We start from the raw sequence: 23,412 nt of genomic DNA, 5'->3' as shown, positions 1-23,412 counted from the left end.
GTCACCGTCAACTGTAGTCGAAACGTCCTTCGAGTGCGGTCATCGTGTCTGCGGTGAAGTAGCCGAGATCCTGGTTGAGTGCGTACATGGGACCGTTGTTCTTGGCCGTGTAGGTCTGGATCCACGAGGCTTGGGCGGCGTCCGGGATTCCGTGGAGCTGGCGCATGTTCGCAACTTTGAGTCCGCGCCCGATGCCGCGGCCGCGATATGCGCGTTCAACCAGGGTGTCCTCCTGGATGATGATGTCGGGTTCGTGGCCGGAGACCATGATCTCCGTGTAGCCGGCGGGGACATCGTTGACGTGGGCGATCGAACTGACGAGGATCCAGCCCTGATCCGCCATCCGCTCCTCATGGGTGCGGATGGCGCTCGCACCGACATGCTTGAGAGTTCGGGTGAGGTCGCCGACGGGGACGTCCTCATCCATCTGCCGGCGCAGCCGTGCCCAATCCTCGACAGCCTCGTCCGGGCAGCCGCCGATCCACGAGGTGATCGACATGGCCGGGTCGGGAGCTGTGCTCAGCCTCGACTTCGCGTCGGGACTCTTGTAGCGGTTCGCATCGTCACGCAGATAGGTCGGCAGGTCGAGCAGGAGACGATCCTCCTGGTTGCCGATGCTCAGACCCTGGGCTTCGGCGAAGGCGACGCCTTCCCGGCAGTAGGTCTCGGTCTGCACGATCTCGGTCTGCCCCCGCAGCAGATCCTCGACGACTCCGGCGATCGACGTCCCGTGTCCTCGGCGTCGGTGGGTCGGCAGAACCCCCACCTCGACATCGGCCGGAGCATCGGTGACGATGTTGATTTCGGCGCCGCCGATGCATTCCTCGCCGAGGTGGGCCAGAAGTGCGATGTCCTGCTTGTCGGATCGCGGATGGGCGAACTGAGTCAGGGTGGACTCGAGACTCTGCCACCAGGCGGCGGTGCGGTCGGCGGTATAGGCCTCACGCATGAGTGCGTGCCACCGCGAAAGCCCAGCGACATCGTCGGGCTCGATCCGTGTGATCTGGACATCGACCATGACACGAGTCGACCATGGGCCGACATGGATTTCAAGGATGCCGGCGGTGTCTTCGTCCTGGCGGTGTCTACTCGTCCTGCCGCGGTCCGGACGTCGGATCGGGGTCATCCTCAGGCCCCGCCTCGGCGGTGGGATCGGTTTTGGGCAGGCGGGAGCCGATGTGCGCACCCGGGCGATTCATCACCCGGTAGACGAGGAAAGCCCCTGCACTGAAGACCACGACGATGGTCAGGGTGAGGAAGATGACGGCGCCGAGACCAGGTTCCATCATTTCGCCATTCGACGCCGGTCGAGGAAGTTCGCGAATCGCGCACGGAAGGAACCCATGCCGATCGAGCCGCTGACTCGGATGGTCGGCTTGCGGCCCTCGGGGACGGCGTTGACCACCGACTTCACCGAACCCCAGGATTTGGACAGGCGGTCGGTGTTGACGGCCCAGTCAGCAGGGACGACGACGACCACAGACCCCATGCCCGCGACGACTTCGACATCGATGACCCCGAGATCGGTGTCGACCTCGAGGAAGTTCAGTTCGATGTTCGACATCGACGGTTCGCAGCGAATGTAGGGAGGAACCTGCCATTTGGCACGGCGGACCTCGGTTTCCCACCCGGCCTTGATGACGAGCGGCTCACTCCCTGCGAGGTCCTGACCCGCCGGATTCGAGCCTGTGAGCGCGGCCCCGGGCCGGAACCGATCGGAGGGCAGATTGACGGTGAGGTCGGAGAGGACCCCATCGAGGTCGATCGGGAAGCGGGCAGCCTGGACTTGCTCCATTCGCTCGTCGAGCTCCTCGACCGTGATTCGTCCGTCGCCGACGGCCTCGCGCAGGACTTCGATTGCTTCATCGCGTTCTTTATGTCCGATGCGGAAGGTCGTCGCAGGGTCGTTCTCTGCGGGGTCGTTGCCGGGGGAATCGGGGGTGGAGTGGCTCATGGTCTCTATCGTGCCCGATTCACACTGCAGGTCACAACGGACTGTGGCTCACGAGGGGCCGCATCGGACTGTGGCTCACGAGGGACCGCGACGGCCTGCGGCTCACGCGGGTGACGAGGAGCGGGCGCGTGTGTCGTGTCAGCCGTTGGCATTAGGCTATGGATGTGTCCACAGCACTGTACAGAAGATACCGCCCAGAGACCTTCGATGAGGTCATCGGTCAAGAGCATGTGACCGATCCGCTCAAGGCCGCGATCGAACGCGGCCGCATCAACCATGCCTATCTGTTCTCCGGCCCTCGGGGCTGCGGCAAGACCACCTCGGCACGGATCCTGGCGAGGTGCCTCAACTGTGTGCAGGGTCCGACTCCCGTGCCCTGCGGTGAGTGCCCCAGTTGCCAGGACCTGGCCAATGGGGGCCCGGGTTCCCTCGACGTCGTGGAGATCGACGCGGCCAGCCACAACGGCGTCGACGATGCCCGTGACCTGCGTGAGCGCGCGATCTATGCCCCGGCACGTGATCGCTACAAGGTCTTCATCCTCGATGAGGCTCATATGGTGACCTCGCAGGGATTCAACGCCCTGCTCAAGATCGTCGAGGAACCGCCGCCTCACATCAAGTTCATCTTTGCGACGACCGAACCCGAGAAGGTCATCGGCACGATTCGTTCGCGGACTCATCATTACCCGTTCAGGCTGGTCCCGCCCGAGGCTCTGGGCAACTATATGGACGATCTGTGCAGCCGCGAAGGCGTGCAGGTCGCCAAGGGAGTGCTGCCGCTCGTCGTGCGCGCCGGCGGCGGCTCGGTCCGCGACACCCTGTCAGTCCTCGACCAACTCATCGCCGGTTCGGGGCCCGACGGTGTGGACTACGCCGGAGCCATCGCCCTGTTGGGCTACACGCCAGACTCCCTGCTCAGCGACATCGTCGATGCTTTCTCGGCCGGTGACGGCGGTGGGGTCTATCGTGCCGTCGAACGCGTCATCGAGTCCGGGCAGGACCCGCGCCGCTTCGTTGAGGATCTGCTCGAGCGGATGCGCGACCTCATCGTCATCAACGCCGCACCAGAGGCGGCCCATGCCTTCCTGCCGGAGGTCCCTCCGGACCGCCTCGAACGATTGACTCTGCAGGCCAGAGGCTTCGGTCAGGGCGAGCTCTCCCGTTCGGCGGACCTTCTCAACCAGGGCCTGACCGAAATGTCGGGAGCAACCTCGCCGAGGCTGCAGCTTGAACTGATCTGCGCCCGTATCCTGCTGCCCGGTTCGGGCCGCAGTCGCGATGCCGTGCTCAGTCGTGTCGAACGGATGGAACGCCGAATCGGCATGTCCGCATCGGGAACGGCTGCGAACATCCCACCTGCTCAGCAGGACGGAGCCGTCCACCCAGGCGGAAGCGCTCAGCCGGGCGGGGTGACTCAGTCGAGCGGAAGCACTCAGCAAGGAGGCGGGCAGGGCGGCGCTGCGCAGACGGATTCCGCGTCGCCGACGCAGGAACGGACGCAGCCTGCGCAGGCGCCGGTGACGCAGACCTCGAGTGCGGCACCCCGTGACGATTTCGATGACCTGGCCGAAATGGCTGTTGCCGCGGAATCCATGCTCAACGAACCGCCACGCTCGGCTCCTGCAAATCGTTCTCAGGAAGACTCGTCGCAGTCGGCAGTCACTCCGCAGAGTGCGAGTGCAGCCGCCGGAGAGCAGACGCCTGGTCGTGGAGTGCAGGACACAGGGCCGACGGCTCCCTCAGGAGCGGCACCTCGTGAACAGCGAGTGAGCGAACCTGAACCTCAAGAGCAGACTGTCCGGACTCCAGATAACCGGACTCGAGATGCTCAGCCTCCAGAGCAACAGGCTCCTGGCGCTCAGACTCCCTCGCCGCAGACTGCTGCGCCGCAGGTCCATGACGGTGAGCCGGCGAACGCGCCGTCTCAGGAGACAGCTTCCGAGGCTGATTATGCTCCGGAGGGTGACGCTGTGGCAGGTGCCGGCAATATCGGCGGTGAAATCGAAGCGATTCGACGGGCGTGGCCGAGCATCCTGGCCGCGGTCGAGAAACGCAGCCGCCTGACCCGGGCGATCATTGCTGCGAATGCGATCCCGCAATCGTTCTCCGATGGGGTTGTCTACCTCGGATTCAACAACGCCGGTTCTGTCCAGGGCTTCCAGCAGAGAGACCACGCGGCCAAGCTGGCGATGGCGATCAATGATGTCCTCGGCATTCAGGCACGCATCGACATCGGCGATGTCGGGCGCATAGGCGGCAATTCCGGTGGCAACTCCGGTAGTGCTTCCGGCGGCAAGGGCGCCTCGGCGCCGGTGATGAACGACTCCACCGGCAGCCGCGGGCCGGCCCCTTCCCAGAGACGACCCAGTCCACAGGAAGTGGCCGCCGTCGTCGGGACTCGCGAGGTCGATAAACCACAAGTCGATCACGAGAAATTCTGGGAGCCGAGTGGCTCTCCCCAGGGCCCCTGGTCCGATGACGACGAGGAGGGAGAACAGCCGGCGGTACACGAAACGCCACAGCAACCGACTGAACCCGAGCCATCATACGACGCATCCCGCGACGCCGACGACAGTCCGAACACCCAGACTGAACCGGCAAGTGATCCTGCCTCGAGAGGGCAGTTCGCTCCGAATGCGCAGTCCGTGTCGGATCGCGTGCCCGCGCCGGATCTCGCACCTGTGTCGGCCGATCATTCGCACGTGGCAGAGGAGTCAGCGGTGTCGGAAGCACCGGCGGTTGACGCACCAGCGTCTCCAGCGCCGGTAGTGGAGGATGGCGCGGCTGACGCGGACATCGTCGTGCCCGATCTCTCTGATGATGACTTCTTCAGCGAGCCTTCCACAGCGGCGTCCGATCAGCAGTCCGACAACGATCCACTGCCGGACATTGGTCCACAGGCGGGGCACGCGACACAGGCTGTCTCTGACGCACCAGGACCACCGGACGGACCAGGCCCACGCGACGCGCCTGGCGCACCGGACGCACCGACGGAGTACGTCCAGCCCCGGTGGGAGGAGCCGACCTGGCACGACGCTCCAAGCGATGCGGCTCCAACGCACAGCGATCCGTCGGGCGCTGAGACCGAGCCGAGCGATCCAAACGACGAGTCCACGAGCGCGGGCTCAGGGGCTGTGGAAGTCGGTGCACTGGTCGTGCCTCCGCCGGAGGACGATGACCTCGACGTCCTCGGTGACTACGCGGATGCAGACTTGGGAATGCCGGCATCTGCGGCGCAGCCACCTCCGCCGTCCCAACCTCAGGCGCCGTCATTACAGTCCGCTCGCCCGCAGGGGAACGGGGGTGCGAAGCCATTCAAATCCCGTTTCGCTGCGCTTGCCGAGAAGCACGGAGGCAGCACCCCGCAGCCTCCTGCAGAGACTGCCGAAAACGGGTACCCGCCGAACGCGGACGCTTCGGTGTCCGGAACCGGCGCGATTGACGCTGACGCGGATGGTCAAGCCCCGAACGCTGGCACTGACGAAGACGAGTATGATCCGGAGACGGATCTCGACGTCTCGGAGGCTCCGCAGGTCGGAGTGGCCGTGATCGCACGAGTCCTCGGCGGCGAAATCATTGATGAAAGAGAAGTATGAGCGCGGTTTACGAAGGTGCCCTGCAGGACCTGGTCGAGGAACTCGGCAAGCTTCCGGGCATCGGCCCGAAGTCCGCGCAGCGGCTGGCGTTCCACATTCTCCAATCAGAATCCGCCGATGTCAGCACCCTGGCCCAGGCACTGACTGAGGTGAAGAAGCGAGTGCGCTTCTGCGATATCTGCGGAAACGTCTCTGAGGAAACTGAGTGCACCGTCTGCCAGGACCCGCGACGCGATCGGTCGATGATCTGCGTCGTCGAGGAGCCGAAGGATGTCGTCGCCATCGAACGCACCCGCGAATACAGGGGCCTTTATCACGTTCTCGGCGGCGCGATCGATCCCATGGCAGGGGTCGGCCCCGACAATCTGCGCATCAAAGAACTGATGTCGCGTCTGCAGAACGGCGAGGTCAAGGAATGCGTCATCGCGACCGACCCCAACCTCGAAGGTGAGGCCACAGCGACCTATCTCGTGCGGCTGCTCAACTCCCTGGGAGTGACCGTGACGAGGCTGGCGTCGGGACTGCCCGTCGGAGGAGACCTCGAATATGCGGACGAGGTCACTCTCGGCCGTGCCTTCTCCGGTCGCCGCGAAATGGACTGATCCACCTCCACCCGCCGTTCTCTGCTGTCAGCCTGGCCTGTCGGCATGTCAGCCTGTCGGCGGCAGATCGCTCGGCACTGTTGACAACATATCGATTATCGTGAAACATATTGTTTATCGATATATCGAATAACGATAAGTCAGTGTTGGTTGGGGCAGTGCATCCGAGTCGGGAAATTGACGGCTCAATCAGGATTCGCCGTCCAGGGAAGGCGGAATCATGACGCAGGAAAACGGGCAAGGCGAACAGCCCGACGAGAACAGCAGCGCGGCAGAAGGCAAGGACAGTGTCGCCGGACATCTCAAGGGCGGCATGAAGTCAGGAGACGAAGCTGCCAAGCGGAAGGCGTTCGGAGCGGGATACGAGCTCTGGGTCGGGCTGGCGATCGGATTCTATGTGATCTATGCAGTGACAGAGCTGGTCACCGACCTGGTGCATTCGAAGATCCGACTGCCGCTCGAATTCGAGTCCGACTCTGTGGCGGCGCTTGAATTCCCAGGGGGAGAGGCAACTCTGAGCGGACTCACTCAGGTCACAGTGTCCACAGCGGATCTTGCGACGAGTTCGATGGTCTTCCTGCTCATCGCGAAGGTCGCACTGATCCTGACCTTCATCGTCGCTGCAGTCGCCAGCGTGCCCGTCATCAGGGACATCGCCAAGGGTGACCCGTTCACCAGCAGGTCGATCAGGGCTCTCGGAGTCATTGAAAGCTTCATTGCCTGCGGGTCGCTCGTGTACTTCGGTGCTATGGTGCTTGGCAGTGTCGAGGTCGCGAGCGATCTCGACATAGCGCGTGACGTCGACCCCGGTGTCTCCACTGTGCAAGCATTCATACTGCTCGGCGTCGTCGGCGGAGTCGAGCTTCTGCGCCGCTGCTTCATATCGGGGCAGAAGGCCCAAGCAGAGCTCGAGGGGCTGGTCTGATGGTCGAAGAGTTCGATTCGCTCCACGTCGTCTGCCACCTTGACTCCCTGCTGACGCAGAGAGGGCTGAGTCTCACCGAACTGTCCAGGCACGTCGGGGTGTCCCTGGCGAACCTCTCGGTGCTGAAGAACAACAGAGCCAAGGCTGTCAGGTACTCCACCCTCATCGCACTGTGCCAGGTGCTCGACTGCCAGCCGGGTGATCTGTTCACAGTCAAGGCTCGATCTGACTGATTTTTCGGCCGATCTGAACAAATCTCAGGCCCCGCCGGTTCGCGGATCCGAGGGGTTGCAACGGCGTCTGAATGACGGGCTAAGGTGAAGTGAAACAGCTGACCTCATACAATGGTCACGGTGCCGGGGAGCCGACACGGCTGAAATCCTGATCGATGCAAGCACGAGACCACCATGTTTGGAATCATGGAATCGATCGCCCGGCACGGAACTTATCAGCGATAAGGAAGAGACTGCAGTGAGCATAGTCGTCCAGAAGTTTGGCGGGTCCTCGGTAGCCGATGCGGAATCGGTGAAGCGGGTGGCCAAGCGAATTGTCGAGAATCGTCAGGCCGGTCACGAAGTAGTCGTGGTGGTGTCGGCGATGGGGGACAGCACCGACGATCTCATCGACTTGGCCCAACAGGTTTCTCCCATGCCTCCCGCTCGTGAGCTTGACATGCTTCTCACTGCAGGTGAGCGCATCTCCATGGCGGTTCTGGCCATGGCCATCGCCAACCTCGGCGAGGAAGCACAGTCGTTCACCGGATCCCAGGCAGGCGTCATCACCGACGAACAGTTCGGAAAGGCCCGCATCATCGACGTCACGCCGGGCCGCATCCGCTCGGCGCTCGATCAGGGGTACGTGGCCATCGTGGCCGGATTCCAAGGAGTCAGCCAGACAGCGAAGAACATCACCACACTGGGACGCGGCGGATCGGATACGACCGCGGTTGCCCTGGCAGCGGCACTGGATGCCGACGTGTGTGAGATCTACACCGACGTCGACGGAGTATTCACCGCCGACCCCCGCATCGTGCCGAGTGCACACAAGATCGATGAGATCGGCTACGAGGAGATGATGGAAATGGCTGCCTCGGGCGCCAAGGTCCTCATGCTCCGGTGCGTCGAGTACGCCCGCCGCTACAGCGTGCCCGTGCACGTGCGGTCCTCATTCTCACGTAATCAAGGAACCTGGGTGACCGACTCGCCCATTCCCGAAGCCTTCCGGCCGACACAGGGATCGAAGGCCCCGGCAGCAGCGGTATCAGAAACGGAGTCCAACATGGAACAGGCAATCATTTCCGGAGTCGCCCATGATCGCTCAGAGGCCAAGGTCACGATCGTCGGCGTGCCCGACGTTCCTGGCAAGGCTGCCGCGATCTTCAACACCATGGCCGCGACTGAGATCAACATCGACATGATCGTGCAGAACATCTCCACGCGCGAACCCGGCAAGACCGACATCTCGTTCACCTTGCCGATGGACGACGGCGCCAAAGCGCTCGAGGCCCTCGACGCGGTGAAGACCTCGATCGGATTCGATCATGTGCGCTACGACGACCAGATCGGCAAACTCTCCGTCGTGGGCGCGGGCATGCGCTCCCACCCCGGCGTGACCGCCATCCTGTTCGAAGCCCTGAGCGAGGCACAGGTCAACATCGACATGATCTCCACATCGGAGATCCGCATCAGCGTCGTCACACGAGCAGACATTCTCGACGACGCCGTCCGCGCCGCGCATGCCGCGTACGGACTCGACAGTGAAGACGACGAAGCAGTGGTTTACGGAGGTACAGGACGATGAGCGTCAATATCGGAGTAGTCGGAGCAACAGGCCAGGTGGGCGGGGTCATGCTCGACCTGCTGGCGGATAATCCCGGATTCGAGATCAACAGCCTGAGGCTCTTCGCCTCGGCGAGGTCCGCGGGCAAGGTCATCGAATTCAACGGCCAGGACATCACGGTCGAAGATGCCGCCGAGGCGGACCCCAGCGGACTCGACATCGCGTTGTTCTCCGCCGGTGGGGCCACGTCCCGGGCACAGGCAGAGCGTTTCGCCGCCGCCGGAGTCACCGTCGTCGACAATTCCTCGGCCTGGCGGTCAGACCCCGAGGTTCCACTCGTCGTCAGCGAGGTCAACCCCGAAGCCCTCGACGCCGTGGCCAAGGGCATCATCGCCAATCCGAACTGCACCACGATGGCTGCGATGCCTGTCCTCAAGGCACTCGACACCGCCGCTGGACTCAAGCGACTCATCGTCAGCACCTACCAGGCAGTGTCCGGCTCGGGCGTGAGCGGAGTCGAGGAGCTCGCCGGTCAGCTCGAGGCGGGAGTCGCCGACTCCCGCAAGCTTGCCCGCGACGGAAGCGCCGTGGAACTCCCTGCGCCGGACAACTACGTCGAGCCCATCGCATTCAATGTCCTGCCCATGGCAGGGGCCATCGTCGACGACGGGGAACTCGAGACCGACGAAGAGAAGAAGCTTCGGAACGAGAGCCGCAAGATTCTCGGCAATCCCGATCTCCTCGTCGCAGGCACCTGCGTGCGTGTTCCCGTATTCACCGGTCACAGCCTGAGCATCCATGCGGAGTTCGATTCCGACATCTCCCCGGCCAAGGCCGCCGAGTTGCTTGCCGAGGCTCCGGGCGTCGAGCTTGATGACGTGCCCACCCCCCTGAAGGCGGCGGGTAAGGATTCAAGCTTCGTCGGCCGCATCCGCGCCGACCAGTCCGCCCCAGCCGGCAAGGGACTCGTCCTGTTCGTGACGAACGACAACCTGCGCAAGGGTGCTGCACTGAACACGGTGCAGATCGCCGCGCTGCTGGCGAAGAAGGTCGAGTCACAGGCGGCCTGAATAATCGCATAGCCGAAATGAACCGCCCGGGAGCCATGCTCTCGGGCGGTTCGTCGCTGCCGGACCGTCATCGCAGCCGTCGATCAATGCGAAGTCGGAATTCATCGTCGCTGGCGACGACTTTTTCGGAATCGGAGTGGATCGTGCGCGGCGGGACGTGCGCGGCGGGGGACGAGTGCTGTAGGGGACGTGCGCGGCGGGGACACATAAACAAGTTGCTATATATAAATATTTATATTAGTGGTGAGTCTTCGTGCTGAGTAGTGTGAACGTCGTTGACACACTGATCTTTGCTCACGCTTCGAAAGGCACACCATGCGCTCTTCTCTACTCGGCATCATGTCCGGGGCAATAGCTCTGACGACTGTTGCCGCTCTGAGCGGGTGTGGGGGACAGGCTTCTGGATCCACCGAGCTCTCGGTCGTCGCTTCGACCAATGTGTATGCCGACATCGTGTCGCAGGTGGCAGGCGACTTCGCGAAGGTCACCGCTGTCATCGACGATCCCAATCAGGACCCGCACTCATATGAGGCGACGACTCAGGATCGGCTGAAACTGTCGAAGGCCGATCTGGTCGTCCAGAACGGCGGTGGCTATGACTCGTTCATGACGACGATGCTCGAAGCCTCCGGCGCGGACGTCGATACGATCGACACAGTCTCGATCTCAGGACTGCCCGGATCCGAGGACGTCGGCAACGAACCTCATGATCACGGCGATGAGGAAGCTAACGGCGGCGGCCACGTCCACGAGCATGGCGAAGAAGAGGCCGGCGATCACGAGCACAGCGAAGAGGGCCACGATCACGAGCATGCCGGGGAAGAGGCCCACGAGCACGGCGCATTCAACGAACACCTCTGGTACTCGGTCCCCACGATGACGAAGCTCGTCGACGAGGTTGCGACCCACCTCGGCGAGGCCGAACCCGAACACCAGGATGACTTCGCAGCCAACGCCGACGAATACAAGAAGACGCTCCAAGGACTGCAGGCTCAGATCGACGCGGCCAAGACGAAGCATGAAGGCGATGCAGTTGCGGCCACAGAGCCCGTGCCGCTGTGGTTGTTCGAGGACATGGGACTGGAGAACATCACCTCGGACGAGTTCCTCGAAGCAGTCGAAGAGGGCAATGATGTGCCGCCGCTCGTGCTCAAGGAGGCCGAGGAACAGATCTCGTCAGGTGATGCGGTGCTGCTTGGGTACAATACACAAGCGGCAGGTCCACAGGCAGAGCAGCTGAAATCCACGGCTGAGGAATCCGACGTTCCGGTCGTCGACCTCGGTGAGACGATGCCGGCCGATGCGCACTATGCGGATTGGATGGGCGATTACATCACCGAAATCTCCACTGCGCTCGAAGGACATGAACACTGAGAATGGCCATTGATTCCGACGCTTCTCCCGAGCAGACCACCAATCCTCCGGTGATCCGTCTGCGCGATGCCGAGCTGCGATTCGGTCAGCGCGTGCTCTGGCACGACCTCGATCTCGACGTCGCGCCGGGGGAGTTCGTGGCGGTGCTGGGCCCGAACGGAACCGGGAAGACCTCCCTGCTCAAGGTGCTGCTGGGTCAGCACTCGCTGTCGACGGGATCGGCCCAGGTAGGCGGCAGAAGCGTCCATGCGGGAAATTCGGCCATCGGCTACATTCCGCAGCAGCGCGGAATCGACCAGCACACCCCGATGCGCGGCCGCGATCTGGTTCGGATGGGCATCGACGGGCACCGCTGGGGGCCGGGGCGATTCTTGAGGCGTCGCCGCCAGCAGGTCGACGAGCTCCTCGATTCCGTCGGCGCCCGCGACTACGCTGAGGCCCCTGCCGGGACACTGTCCGGCGGGGAACTGCAGCGGCTGCGAGTCGCCCAGGCCCTGGCCAATGACCCCTCGGTGCTTCTGTGCGACGAGCCGCTGCTGTCGCTGGACATCCACCATCAGAAGGTCGTGGCTTCTCTGCTCCACGAACAGCGGGTCGAGCGCAACACCGCCGTCCTCTTCGTCACCCACGAGATCAACCCAATCCTGCCCTATGTCGACAGGGTCCTCTACATCGTCGGCGGTCACTTCCTGGTCGGCACCCCCGCCGAGGTGATGAGCACCGAATCGCTGACCAGGCTCTATGGTTCCCCAGTCGAGGTGGTCCGGGTGGGCGGCCGACTCATCGTGGTCGGCGGCGAGGCCGAATGCGTCGACCACCACGTCCACGCGGGCGAATTGAGCATAGAACGAGGTGCGATCTGATGACGGCTCAGGAGATCTTCGGCTCTCTGTTCACCTTCGAGGACTACGGCGAGCTGGTGGCGCTGCTGTCCAACTCACTCATCGCAGCCGGGCTGCTCGGCGTAGTCGGCGGACTCATCAGTGTCTTCGTCATGGCCCGCGACATTCCCTTCGCCGTCCACGGCGTCTCCGAACTCTCATTCGCCGGCGCCGCCTTCGCCCTGCTCGTCGGCTTCGACGTGGTGGGCGGGTCGATCATCGGCTCGATCATCGCGGCGCTGATCATCGGTGTCGGCGGAGCCAAAGCTTCGGAGAAGAACGCCATCATCGGTGTGCTCATGCCCTTCGGGTTGGGCCTCGCGATTCTCTTCCTTGCCCTCTACGACGGTCGTGCCGCCAGCAAATTCGGCCTGTTGACCGGTCAGATCGTCGCCATCACGCCGAGCCAGATCGTCACCCTCGTCGTCTGCTCTCTGATCGTCCTCCTCGTGCTCGCCGTGATCTGGCGTCCCCTCATGTTCGCCAGCCTCGATCCCGAGGTCGCCCGTGCCAAGGGCGTGCCGGTGTCCGGGCTGACGATCGTCTTCATGCTCGTCCTCGGCCTGGCCGTGGCCTTGAGCGTGCAGGTCGTGGGCGTCCTTCTGGTGCTCGCTCTGCTCATCACCCCGGCCGCGGCGGCGACCCAGCTCTCGGCGTCACCAGTGTGGGTTCCCGTGCTCAGCGTGATCTTCGCCGTCACGGCCTCCGTCGGCGGCATTCTCATCGCTCTGGGCTCACCGGTGGTGCCGATCAGCCCGTTCGTCACCACGATCTCCTTCCTCATCTATCTCGTCTGCCGCCTTGTGGGCCAGCGTCGAATGAAGCACCTCCACCGCCGCAGGACGGCCCGCGCCGCCGACGAACACGAGAATCCCGTGGTGTTCCCAGCCTGAGGCTGAGGTCGGGTCGCGAGGAGGTTTCCGAGTCCGGCTAGAGTTGGTCCAATGAAGAAGCGTGCACTTTTCGCCGGCGCCCTTGCAGTCCCAGCGGCGGCCGGAATTTGGGGTGCGGTCATCGAGCCGCACCTCTTCGCTGTCCGCCGCCACACTCTCCCGATCCTGCCGGCCGGGGCACAGAGCATTAAGATGCTGCACGTCTCCGATCTGCATCTGGCCCCGTGGCAGAGGCACAGAGCATCATGGGTGAAGGCGCTGACACGGCTGGAACCGGACGTCGTCGTCAATACAGGGGACAATCTCTCGGCGGACATCGTTCCGGAAGTCCTCGACGTCTTCGACGGACTCCTCGATGTTCCCGGAGTCTTCGTTCTCGGGTCCAACGACTTCTTCTCGCCCAAGGCGAAGAACCCGGCCACGTATCTTCGTTCTCCTTCCGAGGTGAAGCATCGCACAGAGCCAGATCTCGACGTCAGGGCCCTGATCCGCGGTTTCGAAGCCCGTGACACGCCGGTAGGTGACACGCCCAACCGTGACACGCCGGGCCAGACGCGTGGATGGCACTTCCTCGACAACGCCGAGGCGAGCCTGACGATCCGTGGGACCCGCATCGACTTCTGCGGGCTGGGGGACTCCCACATCGACTGTGACCGGATCCGAATGAATGCCGACGCCGAATCACGCGGGCCTGACGCTCTCGACTACCCTCGGTTCGATCCTGATGCAGGGGTGAAAGTGGGCGTCACACATGCGCCCTATTCACGCACGCTGGAGGCGCTCACCTCGGCGGGGGCCGATCTCATCATGACCGGGCACACCCACGGGGGGCAGATCCGGGTGCCTTTCTGGGGCGCGCCGGTGACGAACTGCGACCTCGATCGGACACGTGCGAGGGGCCTGTTTCCCTACCGGAATGCTCTCGTCGAGATCTCTGCAGGATTGGGATTCTCCCCCTACTCACCGGTGCGTTTCGCCTGCCGCCCCGAGGTCAGCCTGTTGACTCTCGTCCCCAAGGACTGACACTCTCATCGGTTTTTGAGAATTTGCACAACTCGGATTAGTTAAACTGGGTTTCATGGTGTCTCCTGAGTCAAATCCGAATCCGACCAAGACAGGTGCGTTTCTCCAGTTCGTCGCCGTGAGCGCGGTGGCTGGGGTCGTCGCAGCCGGTCTTGCCATCCCCGGGGTCGGTGTCGCTACTGCCAGCGCAAACAGTGCGGTCGAAATCTTCAACTCACTTCCCGCCACCCTCGAGATCCAGGAACTGGGCGAGAAGTCGACGATGCTTGCCTCCGACGGTTCGGAAATCGCGGAGTTCTACTGGCAGAACCGCGTCGAGGTGCCCCTCGACGAGATCTCGCAGGAGATGCAGGACGCCACGATCGCCGTCGAGGACTATCGGTACTTCGAACACGGCGGAGTCGACATCGAGGGCATCGCGCGTGCCGCGGTGCACAACATGGTGTCCTCGACGACGCAGGGCGGGTCGACGCTGACCCAGCAGTACGTGAAGAATGTGCTGGCGGAGAACGCCCACGCCAAAGGCAACGAGGAAGGTGTGGAAGCGGCCAAGGAATCCGATGGTGTGGAGGGTTACGCGCGCAAGCTGCGCGAGGCCAAGCTCGCTGTGGCGGTTGAGAAGAAGTACGACAAGAAGGACATCCTCAACCGGTACATGAACATCAACAACTACTCGGGATCACCCAATGTCTACGGTGTTCAGGCGGCTGCCCACAGGTATTGGGGGATCGACGCAAAGGACCTGAACATCGAACAGTCGGCGATGCTCGCCGGCATCGTGCAGAACCCCTCGGCGTTCAATCCGCAGCGCTTCCCCGACCAGGTGAAGAAGCGCCGCAACACTGTTCTCGGGCAGATGCTCAAATACGATCACATCACGCAGAAGGAATACGACAAGGCGGTCAAGACCGACCTCAACCTCGACCTGCATGAGACTCCGAATGGCTGTACCTCTGCGAAGAGCAACGCGGAGTTCTTCTGCGACTACGTTGAGAATGTCATCAAGAACGACGAGACCTTCGGCGAGACCGTCGAAGAGCGCCTGGCCTTCCTGCAGCGTGGCGGACTGACGATCAAGACGAGCCTCAACCCAGACATCCAGAAGATCGCCGACAAACAGATCAAGAAACGTGTTCCCGTGGGCGACCCCTCCGGCGCCGGACACGCATTGGTCACGATCGAACCCGGCACGGGCGAGGTCATCGCCATGGCCGAGAACCGCGAATACACGGTCGGCGAGGTCAAGGACAATGAACGCAACGAGAAGACCAGCATCAACTACACCGTCGACAGGAAGCACAACGGCGGTGGCGGTTTCCAGGTCGGTTCGACGTGGAAGCCCTTCGTGCTGGCGACGTGGCTGAAATCTGGCAAGAGCCTCAACACCACGGTCAACGCCACGAAACGCAACTTCCCGGCCAGTTCCTGGAAATACGACGGCTGTCCGAACATGGGCAGCGACTGGGAACCCAACAATGCCGGCGACGGTGAGGGCAAAGGCTCGATGACCGCACTGGAAGCCACGAAGAACTCGGTGAACACCGGCTACGCGGCCATGGGCAATCAGCTCAACATGTGCGAGATTATGAACACCGCCATGGACCTGGGTATCCGCTACGGCAGCGGCGAGAAGCTCGACTTCGAGAACGAGAGCGGCTTCATCCAGGCGCTGTCGCCCTCGTCGATCCTGGGTACGACGGAGACGACTCCGATTGCCATGGCTGCGGCCTTCGCCACCTTTGCCAATGAGGGCGAGTTCTGCGGCCCGAAGCCGATCCTCTCGATCAAGGATCGTAACGGCAAGAAGCTCGATGTGCCCGGCGAAGGGTGCAAGCGGGTCCTCGACAAGGATGTGGCCAAGGGGGTCGCCTACGCTCTGACCCAGACGTTCAAGGGTGGTACGACGACTGGCTTGGGCATCGGTGTTCCAGCCGGCGCCAAGACAGGTACAACGAACTTCGACGTCGGCCACACCTGGCTGCTCGGATTCACCAAGACACTGTCGACGGCAGTCTGGACCGGTGACCCGGCCGGAACGCGTGACTGGCGCAACAACAGCGAGGGCGCGGTCCGCGGACATGTCTACGGTGCAACGATCTCCGGTAAGACCTGGCAGGCCTACATGAGTCAGGCAGTCAAAGAGACGAAGGGCAACACCGGGTTCTCCAAGCCGAGCAGCAAGTACTTCAAGGGCGGCGGCTCCGGCGGGGGCAGCGGCTCCGGCGGAGGCGGCGGCGGTGGCACCGGCGGCGGAAACGGCGGTGGCGGTACCGGTGGCGGCGGAAACGGCGGCGAAAACGGCGGCGGTGGCACCGGTGGTGGCGGAGACGGCGGCGGATCGCCGGGCCTCGGCGGTAACTGAGCGCCGGTCATCTCAAATGAGCGCGGGGTGGGACGATCATTGTGATCGCCCACCCCGCGCTCATTCGTCGGAGGCTCTCTCACTGAAGGATGGCTGGTGCTCGGAGCAGGGGTTCTCGGCTAGTGTTGGGAACGACATCGATTGCTGGTCGGCCTCGGCGCAGAATGACCGGCTGTCGGTCCGTGTACAAGCCCGGCCCGATGACTCATCGGACAGTCGGGCAGACAGAGACTCAAGGAGAATCATGACCAAGTGGGAATACGTCACAGTGCCGCTCATCGTCCACGCGACGAAGCAGATCCTCGACCAGTGGGGTGAAGACGGTTACGAGCTCGTGCAGGTCGTTCCGGGCCCCGACAACAACGGGCTCGTGGCTTACCTCAAGCGTCCGAAAGACTGAAGCGGCAGCGTCTGAGCACTTGCCAGACCTGAAACCCTGATCCGAAACACCCTCGTCGAAGGAATACCCATGTCGAAGACTCTTGACCGCATTGCTGAACTCGGTCTCACCCTGCCCGATGTCGCCGCTCCCGCCGGTGCCTACGTTCCGGCGCTGCGCACCGGCAACTATGTCTACACCTCGGGCCAGCTGCCTGTCGTCGACGGGAAGCTCCCGGCGACGGGCCACATCGGCTCGGACGTGGATCTGGAGACCGGCTACGACCTGGCGCGAACTGCAGGGCTCAATGCCCTGGCAGCGATTGCCGGCGTCCTCGGCGACCTCGACAAGGTCGTGCGCGTGGTCAAAGTCACCGGGTTCGTCAACTCGGCCGATGACTTCACACAGCAGCCTGCCGTGATCAACGGAGTCTCCGAACTCTACGGTGAGATCTTCGGCGACCGTGGTCAGCACACGCGCAGCGCCGTGGGCGTGAACACTCTTCCTCTCGGCACCCCCGTCGAGGTCGAGGTCATCGTCGAGGTTGAGGACGATGCCGCTTAGCGGACGCACTCTGCCCGTCTCGTCGGAGCTGCGTTGGCTCTTGGACCAATGGCAGTCCGACGGGCGGTTCCCGGTCCCCGAAGCTCCACGACCTGCCTCGGCGATCGTGTTGGTCAGGGATTCGCTGGAGGGTTTGGAAACCTTCATCACCCGGCAGCTTGACGCCAGGGGAGTCGAGGACCGCAACCGCTGGGCCTTCCCAGTCAGCAATCTGCGTCCCGGCGACCTGCGCGGCCTGCCTCTGGCAGGGTGGAGGTCGGCCCGCTGTGCGAGGACTCTGAGCATCGAGAACAAGTCACGAGCTTTGCAGCACTTCTCGGCTGCGGCCCGCATCGCGTTCGCCGCGGCAGGTGTTGTGCTGGCGGAAGACGTTGACCGAGACATTGTGGCCGCACCGCAGACGGAATGGCGCGGAACCCGGTCACGACTGTTCTCCAGCGAGATCAACTGGTCGCAGGTTCTGCGCGAACGCGACCTCAAACTGCGCCCGGACCTGTGCAAACCCTGGCTGCGTTGGATCAACACGGGGACCCAGCTGCACCGCTTCGACACCACCTACTTCGTGGCCACGGTGCCCTTCGGCCAAAGCGTCGACTTCCTCTCCCCGAATGAGGTCTCGGGAGGGTGGAAACGACCCGAGGAAATCCTTTCCGATGCCGGTGGAGATCCCGACAGGATCAGTGCGAGCACACGTCTCATTGCCGAGAGCCTGCTCGATGTGCCGAGCGTCGGAGCAGCCATGGCCCAGGTCCGCGACCTGCACCCGCTGCGGCCCGAGGTCACCAACGAGGACGGCGAATGGCGCGTCGTCATCCACCCCGGACGCGACCTCTACCGCAAAGGCACTCTGCGCGATTACGCGGTGGCCGTCGGCGACGACGAGAACGACCAGAGCCCAGGGTTTCTGTCCCTGAGCGACGATGACGACAACAGCGCCGAAACTGGCGAGGAGGAGACCGAGGACTCATGAGGATCCGCGCGAACAACCCATCACCGATGGCACTGACGGGGACGAACACCTATGTCATCGCATCGGCGGACGACACCTCGGCGGTGCTCATCGACCCGGGACCAGAGATCACCGAACACCGCGAGAACTTCCTCGCCGAGGTCGGTGACCGGAGGCTGTCCGCCATCATCCTCACCCATCAGCACGCCGATCACTCAGAGATGCTCGGCAGTGTGGAAACGTGGGCGCCCGAGGTTCCTGTGCACGCGGTCCTCGAGAAGTTCAGCCGCCTGAGTCCTCCAGTCGCCGATGGTGACAGGATTGCATTCGGCACCGACACGGCCGATGTCATGGAGGTCATCGCGACACCGGGACACACGATGGACAGCATCAGCCTCATCCACGATCAGGTGCTCTACAGCGGCGACACCGTGCTCGGAGAGGGGACGACCATCGTGACGCATCCCGAAGGGTCCCTGCGCGACTACCTCAATTCCCTTGACCGGTTGCTGCAGCTGCTCGACGAGGGTGCCTATTCGACGATCGAGCCCGCACACGGCCCCAGCATCGAATCCCCCGCCCAGGTGCTCGAGTACTACCGCAGCCACCGGCTCGAACGCATCGAGCAGGTGGCAGCGGCCCTTGAACAGGGAGCCACGAGCGCCACCGAGGTCTGTGACATCGTCTACCACGACGTCGACCCGAGCGTCCGCGGTGCCGCCGAGCAGATCGTGCGCGCCCAATTGAATTACCTGGGAGCCCTCGCGGCCGACGATCAAGGGTGAGCCGCGATCTGCACCGACTGACGATCTCTGCAGACACCACAGGAACGCGACAACACAGGAACGCCCAGGCACAATGCGTGTCTGGGCGTTCCTATGACGTGCGAGTTCAGTGGTTCGGCAATAGACGAGGACTGATCAGCGGGCGCGGTTGCGCATGCGCTCCATGTCGAGGATGACGACGGAGCGGGCCTCGAGGCGGATGAAGCCGCGGGCGGCGAAGTCGGCCAGTGCCTTATTCACGGTCTCACGTGAGGCGCCGACGAGCTGCGCGAGCTCTTCCTGGGTGAGGTCGTGGGCGACGAGGACACCGTCGGGTGCAGGCTTCGAGAAGCGGGAAGCGAGGTCCAGCAGTGCCTTGGCCACACGGCCGGGAACATCGGAGAACACGAGGTCACCCACGGTCTCGTTGGTTCGCCGCAGGCGCTGCGCAAGGGCCTTGAGCAGGTTCATCGCTGCGCGAGGACGCTCATCGAGCCACGTCGTGAGGTCCTCATGCTTGAGGCTGAGCAGCTCGGACTGAGAGACAGCGGTGACGGAGGTCGAACGTGGACCCGGATCGAAGAGGCTGAGCTCGCCAATGATCTCACCCGGACCGATGACCGAGAGCAGATTCTCGCGTCCGTCGGAGGACTCACGGCCGATCTTGAGCTTGCCGCTGGAGACGATGTAGAGCTCATCACCGGCATCGCCTTCGTGGAAAAGCACGGTTCCCCGACGGAGGCTCCGCGGGTTCATGAACTTCATCAATGCGCTTGTCGCTTCATCGTCCAAACCTGCGAAGAGCGTGGCGCTCCGCACAACTTCAATATCCACTGTGTCCTCCTTGTCGTGGTAATCACAGATAAATCTACCTGGTCAACGGTGCTGATACCAGCAAAGGCGCGGGAGTTTGCGGCATTAGTGCAAAACAGGGGGTTTTGCTGGCGTTTCCTCCACCCTCGCCGAGGTGGGCCACGATTGCGTACGGACGTTCCCGTTCGACGGGCAACTGCAGGGCCACCTCGGCGATGTGAGGGACGCCACTGCGGAAATACGGGGCACGGATTAGGATGGTGAGTCGTGTTGACGGTGGCAGAGAAGAGCGCGCGGAAGTTCGCGAAGGAAACCCCATTGGGTCGAACCCGACGGGCGAGGAAGATCCATCGCATCCTCGCCGAGGTGTACCCGAATGCGAAATGCGAACTCGACTTCGAGACACCGTTCCAGCTCCTCATCGCGACAGTCCTGTCCGCGCAGACCACGGACATCCGCGTCAATGCGGTCACACCGGGCCTGTTCTCCGTCTTCCCCGACGCGCACAGCCTCGCGGTGGCCAACCTCATCGAGGTCGAGGAGCTCATCCATTCGACGGGCTTCTACCGAGCGAAGGCCCGCAACATCGTCAAACTCGCGAACGAACTCGTCGACACCTACGACGGAGAAGTGCCCAACTCACTGAAGAAGCTGATCACACTCGCCGGAGTCGGAAGGAAGACGGCGAATGTGGTGCTCGGCAACGCCTTCGACACTCCGGGCCTGACCGTCGACACGCACATGGGCAGGCTGGCGCGCAGGCTCGGATGGACCGATGAGGAGGATCCGGTCAAGGCCGAGCACGACATCGCGGCACTGTTCCCGAAGAAGGAACTCACCCTGCTTTCCCACCGCGTGATCTTCCACGGACGACGCATCTGCCACTCCCGCAGACCCGCCTGCGGCGTCTGCCCGCTGATGGCGCTGTGCCCCTCGTTCGGGACCGGGGAACTCGATCCGGAGAAGGCGCGGGGAATGCTCAGATTCGAAATGGCGCCCCAAGCATGAGCGCCGAGGCGTGTGAGCACCTGCAGGTGGAACGCGACCAGACACTGCGGACGCAGCTGGAGAATCTCGCGGCTTCGGACGGTTCGCCGCTGTGGCTGCGACGCGCGAAGGCTCCGGACGATGCGACGGTGCGTGACGCCGCGGTCCTCATGCTCTTCGGCAGGGGAGGCCGACCGCGCACAGATGCTGGCCGGATCCAGGCTTCGCGGTTGGCGGATTTGGGCGTCGATGACGTCGACATCGTTCTCCTGCAGAGGGCGAACACGCTCCGGAACCACCCCGGTCAGGTGGCATTCCCAGGTGGCGGACGAGACCCCGAAGACGATTCGCTGGTCGCTGCGGCTCTGCGTGAGGCGCAGGAGGAGGCCGGGATCGTCCCATCGACGGTCGATGTGCTCGGGCAGATGGACCCGCTCTACATTCCAGTCAGCAGGTTCCAGGTCACACCGGTCATCGGGTACTGGGCTCAACCGGGTGCGGTGCGGGTGATGGACAAGTCGGAGTCCTATTCCGTCTATCGGATCTCTGTCGCCGACCTGGTGGCTCCGGCCAATCGCGGTACCTTCTCCAGACCGGACCTGAAGATCACGACACCGGCCTTCGACGTCGGAGTCCTCAAGGTGTGGGGTTTCACCGCGGGCATCCTCGACTTCGCTCTCGACCACCTCGGCTGGGCCGAAGAGTGGGATCGCGACGAACCCATCGACATCGACTTCTGAACGATCTGGGGTTCCTGAGTGGTCCCGGCGTCTGAAGTGCGGTGCCTCGTGCCTCCTTGTCGAGTGGCGAAAGCCCGGGATTCGGATGACAGGTTGGGATTCGGATGACAGGCCGGGAGTTGGGGTTACGAGCGCCTGACCTCGTCTGATACCCGGGGGAAGGGTCGTGTCAGTGGCGAAGACTAGTGTTATCGGTATGGAAGCGCAGACGGTTCCCGACGTGGTCACCGAGATCCACCGGTGGCATGAGGCGCTGTCGAAGCTGCCCGCGGCGCTCAGCGAAACCGAGGCCATCGACCGCATCACCGCGCTCGAGGAACTGACGTCCGCCGCGGCGGCGGCCCAGGCCAGGGAAACTCTGACGTTCGACATGCGCCGACGCAATCGGGAGGCCGAAGACGGCGTCTCGAGCAAGAAGCAGGGCAGGGGCATCGGGGCAGAGATCGCCCTCGCTCGTAAGGTCTCCCGCGCCCGCGGCAGCACATTGCTCAACTTCTCACGCTCGCTGCTCATTGATCTTCCCCAGACGTATTCAGCCCTGAAGACCGGCCGCATATCCGAAGAGAAGGCTCGCACAGTCGCAAAGGAGACCGACTGGCTGCCCAGGGACAAGCGTCGTCAGGTCGATGAGCGCATGGCCGACCGGCTCGCCGAGGTGGGCGTCGGGAGGCTCGGCAACGAAGTAAGAGCTCTGGCTCAGCAGATCGATCAGAAAGCCGCGGTCGAGCACCTCGAAAGGTGCACGGAGGAGCGTGCAGTGTCGGTGCGTCCCGCTCCAGGCAACATGGCCTATCTCACCGCGCTCCTGCCCATGCCCCAGGCAGTCGCCGTCTATGCGAATCTGAAGAAGTCTGCGGCCTCCCTCATCGGCACCGGGGAATCGGGCCAACGCACACAGTCTCAGGTCATGGCGGATCTGCTCGTCGAACGGACTACGGGCCAGGATTGCGCTGAGGCCGTGCCGACGGAGATCCATCTCGTGATGAACGATGACAGCCTGGTCGCTCCGGGCGACACTCCTGCATGGCTGACCGGATTCGGCCCATTGCCGGCAGGGGCCGCTCGCAAGTTCGTGACCGAGAACGAGGCGGCGGTCTTCCTACGCAGGCTCTACGCTCGTCCCGAGGACGGCCAGCTGGTGCGCATGGATTCGAAGCGTCGGGAATTCTCGGGACTGCTGCGACGAATGATCGTCATCCGTGATGACGTTTGCCGCTCACCGTGGTGCGATGCCCAGATCAAGCATGCCGACCATGCCGCTTCCTTCGCTGCCGGCGGCGAAACTGCCTGGAGCAATGCTTCTGGATTGTGCGCCGCCTGCAACTACGCGAAAGAACTGATGGGATGGAAGCATGAGGCGACCCCTGAGAAGCTGATCGTGAAGACGCCGACGGGCCACCGCTACGAGACGCGAACCAGGCCGATCGCTCCCCGCGCGTGCAACGGCAGCGCCGAGCGCCCCGCTGCTGACGATCACAGTGCTATCGGCGATCAGGGAACTGCTGACAGTCCTGTAATAGGAAATGAGCCCGAGAAAACGGAATCGAGCCCATCGGCTTCGAGCGCAGAGAAGCGACGGCGGCGATACCGAGAAATCGACCAGACTCATGGCCCGCCGTTGCAACGCCAGGGGTCAAGTGACAGGCCAAATGGCAGGCCAAGTGACAGGCCGCGGCCCGATCAAGCGACAAGCGCAGTCGAATATCTCTTCGGTGCGCGGTTGCGCACTTTCCTGTCCGCGGAGTCGGCACGGTGAA

22 protein-coding genes are annotated in these 23,412 nt (G+C 63.3%); 18 read left to right on the top strand and 4 right to left on the bottom strand.

Annotated features, from left to right (window positions below):
- Positions 1–7 precede the first annotated feature (7 nt).
- The 3 genes from BLT92_RS04055 to BLT92_RS04045 all read right to left on the bottom strand — a co-directional run bounded on the left by BLT92_RS04055 (position 8) and on the right by BLT92_RS04045 (position 1,954).
- On the bottom strand, positions 8–1,018 hold the full coding sequence (locus BLT92_RS04055) for a GNAT family N-acetyltransferase (protein WP_092103395.1): 1,011 nt from the start codon (positions 1,016–1,018) through the stop codon (positions 8–10).
- A gap of 67 nt (positions 1,019–1,085) precedes the next feature.
- Positions 1,086–1,289, bottom strand: coding sequence for a hypothetical protein (locus tag BLT92_RS04050; protein WP_092103394.1), 204 nt, complete (start codon positions 1,287–1,289; stop codon positions 1,086–1,088).
- Positions 1,286–1,954: a DUF1707 SHOCT-like domain-containing protein gene (locus BLT92_RS04045; RefSeq protein WP_092103392.1), complete on the bottom strand. Its 669-nt coding sequence runs from the start codon at positions 1,952–1,954 to the stop codon at positions 1,286–1,288. Before BLT92_RS04045 ends, BLT92_RS04050 begins: the two co-directional genes overlap by 4 nt.
- Before the next feature lie 164 nt (positions 1,955–2,118).
- Between BLT92_RS04045 and BLT92_RS04040 the strand changes: the two genes are divergently transcribed.
- The 15 genes from BLT92_RS04040 to BLT92_RS03970 all read left to right on the top strand — a co-directional run bounded on the left by BLT92_RS04040 (position 2,119) and on the right by BLT92_RS03970 (position 19,136).
- Positions 2,119–5,550, top strand: coding sequence for a DNA polymerase III subunit gamma and tau (locus BLT92_RS04040; protein WP_092103390.1), 3,432 nt, complete (start codon positions 2,119–2,121; stop codon positions 5,548–5,550).
- Positions 5,547–6,152 (top strand): recombination mediator RecR, encoded by a 606-nt coding sequence (recR, locus tag BLT92_RS04035; RefSeq protein ID WP_092103388.1) that lies wholly within the window; start codon positions 5,547–5,549, stop codon positions 6,150–6,152. Before BLT92_RS04040 ends, recR begins: the two co-directional genes overlap by 4 nt.
- A 220-nt stretch (positions 6,153–6,372) precedes the next feature.
- Positions 6,373–7,077 (top strand): DUF2975 domain-containing protein, encoded by a 705-nt coding sequence (locus BLT92_RS04030; protein ID WP_092103386.1) that lies wholly within the window; start codon positions 6,373–6,375, stop codon positions 7,075–7,077.
- A complete protein-coding gene (locus BLT92_RS04025) occupies positions 7,077–7,310 on the top strand; it encodes a helix-turn-helix domain-containing protein (RefSeq protein WP_092103385.1) in 234 nt (77 codons plus the stop codon). The genes BLT92_RS04030 and BLT92_RS04025 overlap by 1 nt, the downstream gene beginning before the upstream one ends.
- Positions 7,311–7,548: 238 nt before the next feature.
- Positions 7,549–8,877 carry an aspartate kinase gene (locus BLT92_RS04020; RefSeq protein ID WP_092103383.1) on the top strand — a complete coding sequence of 443 codons (1,329 nt, stop codon included), beginning with the start codon at positions 7,549–7,551 and terminating at the stop codon, positions 8,875–8,877.
- Positions 8,874–9,926, top strand: coding sequence for an aspartate-semialdehyde dehydrogenase (locus tag BLT92_RS04015; protein ID WP_092103381.1), 1,053 nt, complete (start codon positions 8,874–8,876; stop codon positions 9,924–9,926). Before BLT92_RS04020 ends, BLT92_RS04015 begins: the two co-directional genes overlap by 4 nt.
- 315 nt (positions 9,927–10,241) lie before the next feature.
- Positions 10,242–11,300, top strand: a complete 1,059-nt coding sequence (locus BLT92_RS04010) for a metal ABC transporter solute-binding protein, Zn/Mn family (RefSeq protein WP_092103379.1) — start codon at positions 10,242–10,244, stop codon at positions 11,298–11,300.
- A 2-nt stretch (positions 11,301–11,302) separates the two neighbouring features.
- Positions 11,303–12,163 carry a metal ABC transporter ATP-binding protein gene (locus BLT92_RS04005; protein ID WP_092103377.1) on the top strand — a complete coding sequence of 287 codons (861 nt, stop codon included), beginning with the start codon at positions 11,303–11,305 and terminating at the stop codon, positions 12,161–12,163.
- Positions 12,163–13,074 carry a metal ABC transporter permease gene (locus BLT92_RS04000; RefSeq protein ID WP_092103375.1) on the top strand — a complete coding sequence of 304 codons (912 nt, stop codon included), beginning with the start codon at positions 12,163–12,165 and terminating at the stop codon, positions 13,072–13,074. Before BLT92_RS04005 ends, BLT92_RS04000 begins: the two co-directional genes overlap by 1 nt.
- Before the next feature lie 51 nt (positions 13,075–13,125).
- Positions 13,126–14,097, top strand: coding sequence for a metallophosphoesterase (locus BLT92_RS03995; protein ID WP_092103373.1), 972 nt, complete (start codon positions 13,126–13,128; stop codon positions 14,095–14,097).
- A 55-nt stretch (positions 14,098–14,152) separates the two neighbouring features.
- Positions 14,153–16,459: a transglycosylase domain-containing protein gene (locus tag BLT92_RS03990; protein WP_092103371.1), complete on the top strand. Its 2,307-nt coding sequence runs from the start codon at positions 14,153–14,155 to the stop codon at positions 16,457–16,459.
- 244 nt (positions 16,460–16,703) lie between these two features.
- Positions 16,704–16,859 carry a Sp36 family protein gene (locus tag BLT92_RS20570; protein WP_092103369.1) on the top strand — a complete coding sequence of 52 codons (156 nt, stop codon included), beginning with the start codon at positions 16,704–16,706 and terminating at the stop codon, positions 16,857–16,859.
- Between the two features lie 69 nt (positions 16,860–16,928).
- Positions 16,929–17,402: a RidA family protein gene (locus BLT92_RS03980; protein ID WP_092103367.1), complete on the top strand. Its 474-nt coding sequence runs from the start codon at positions 16,929–16,931 to the stop codon at positions 17,400–17,402.
- A complete protein-coding gene (locus BLT92_RS03975) occupies positions 17,392–18,372 on the top strand; it encodes an NUDIX hydrolase (protein ID WP_092103365.1) in 981 nt (326 codons plus the stop codon). The genes BLT92_RS03980 and BLT92_RS03975 overlap by 11 nt, the downstream gene beginning before the upstream one ends.
- On the top strand, positions 18,369–19,136 hold the full coding sequence (locus BLT92_RS03970; protein ID WP_092103363.1) for an MBL fold metallo-hydrolase: 768 nt from the start codon (positions 18,369–18,371) through the stop codon (positions 19,134–19,136). Before BLT92_RS03975 ends, BLT92_RS03970 begins: the two co-directional genes overlap by 4 nt.
- Before the next feature lie 135 nt (positions 19,137–19,271).
- Here BLT92_RS03970 and BLT92_RS03965 read toward each other — a convergent pair whose 3' ends face one another.
- Positions 19,272–19,949: a Crp/Fnr family transcriptional regulator gene (locus BLT92_RS03965; protein WP_092103361.1), complete on the bottom strand. Its 678-nt coding sequence runs from the start codon at positions 19,947–19,949 to the stop codon at positions 19,272–19,274.
- 246 nt (positions 19,950–20,195) lie between these two features.
- On the opposite strand from BLT92_RS03965, the gene nth reads away from it, so the two are divergent.
- The 3 genes from nth (at position 20,196) to BLT92_RS03950 (ending at position 23,411) form a co-directional block, all read left to right on the top strand.
- Positions 20,196–20,936, top strand: a complete 741-nt coding sequence (gene nth / locus BLT92_RS03960) for an endonuclease III (RefSeq protein ID WP_092103359.1) — start codon at positions 20,196–20,198, stop codon at positions 20,934–20,936.
- Positions 20,933–21,655, top strand: coding sequence for an NUDIX hydrolase (locus BLT92_RS03955; RefSeq protein WP_231939014.1), 723 nt, complete (start codon positions 20,933–20,935; stop codon positions 21,653–21,655). The genes nth and BLT92_RS03955 overlap by 4 nt, the downstream gene beginning before the upstream one ends.
- Positions 21,656–21,851: 196 nt before the next feature.
- The gene (locus tag BLT92_RS03950; RefSeq protein ID WP_092103356.1) at positions 21,852–23,411 is read left to right on the top strand and encodes an HNH endonuclease; all 1,560 of its coding nucleotides are present in this window, start codon (positions 21,852–21,854) and stop codon (positions 23,409–23,411) included.
- Position 23,412: the final 1 nt, after the last annotated feature.

The sequence above is a fragment of the Brevibacterium picturae genome (assembly GCF_900105045.1).
Taxonomy (GTDB): domain Bacteria; phylum Actinomycetota; class Actinomycetes; order Actinomycetales; family Brevibacteriaceae; genus Brevibacterium; species Brevibacterium picturae.
Note: the sequence above shows the minus strand (reverse complement) of the source record. Positions and strands in the feature narration are given on the sequence as shown.